This is a genomic window from Aeromonas sp. 602200 (assembly GCF_049173895.1).
GTDB lineage: Bacteria > Pseudomonadota > Gammaproteobacteria > Enterobacterales > Aeromonadaceae > Aeromonas > Aeromonas veronii_A.
In genome coordinates, this window is sequence record NZ_JAAKSL010000031.1 from 1 (window position 1) to 1170 (window position 1170).

The following is a 1170-nucleotide window of genomic DNA, read 5'->3' on the forward strand; positions in this document are numbered from 1 at the left end:
ACCTTGATGTGAAATCGAGTAGGGCGGGACACGTGACATCCTGTCTGAATATGGGGGGACCATCCTCCAAGGCTAAATACTCCTGACTGACCGATAGTGAACCAGTACCGTGAGGGAAAGGCGAAAAGAACCCCTGTGAGGGGAGTGAAATAGAACCTGAAACCGTGTACGTACAAGCAGTGGGAGCCCTTCGGGGTGACTGCGTACCTTTTGTATAATGGGTCAGCGACTTACATTTTGTAGCGAGGTTAACCGTATAGGGGAGCCGTAGGGAAACCGAGTCTTAACTGGGCGTCTAGTTGCAAGGTGTAGACCCGAAACCGGGTGATCTAGCCATGGGCAGGTTGAAGGTTGAGTAACATCAACTGGAGGACCGAACCCACTAACGTTGCAAAGTTAGGGGATGACCTGTGGCTGGGGGTGAAAGGCCAATCAAACTCGGAGATAGCTGGTTCTCCCCGAAAGCTATTTAGGTAGCGCCTCGGACGAATACTACTGGGGGTAGAGCACTGTTTGGGCTAGGGGGTCATCCCGACTTACCAACCCCATGCAAACTCCGAATACCAGTAAGTAATATCCGGGAGACACACGGCGGGTGCTAACGTCCGTCGTGAAGAGGGAAACAACCCAGACCGCCGGCTAAGGTCCCAAAGTTCTGGTTAAGTGGGAAACGATGTGGGAAGGCTCAGACAGCTAGGATGTTGGCTTAGAAGCAGCCATCATTTAAAGAAAGCGTAATAGCTCACTAGTCGAGTCGGCCTGCGCGGAAGATGTAACGGGGCTCAAACCAGGCACCGAAGCCGCGGATTCACACTTATGTGTGAGTGGTAGGGGAGCGTTCTGTAAGTCTGCGAAGGTGTATCGAGAGGTATGCTGGAGATATCAGAAGTGCGAATGCTGACGTAAGTAACGATAAAGGGGGTGAAAAGCCTCCTCGCCGGAAGACCAAGGGTTCCTGTCCAACGTTAATCGGGGCAGGGTGAGTCGACCCCTAAGGCGAGGCCGAAAGGCGTAGTCGATGGGAAGCAGGTTAATATTCCTGCACGACTTGTAATTGCGATGGGGGGACGGAGAAGGCTAGGTGGGCCAGGCGACGGTTGTCCTGGTGAAAGTGCGTAGGTGGTGTTTCTAGGCAAATCCGGAGACACAACACTGAGACACGAGACGAAC

1 rRNA gene is annotated in these 1170 nt (G+C 53.2%); it reads left to right on the top strand.

The features are described 5' to 3' along the window. Positions 1-1170: ribosomal RNA gene (locus G5221_RS20205) — 23S ribosomal RNA — on the top strand; the annotation flags it as partial.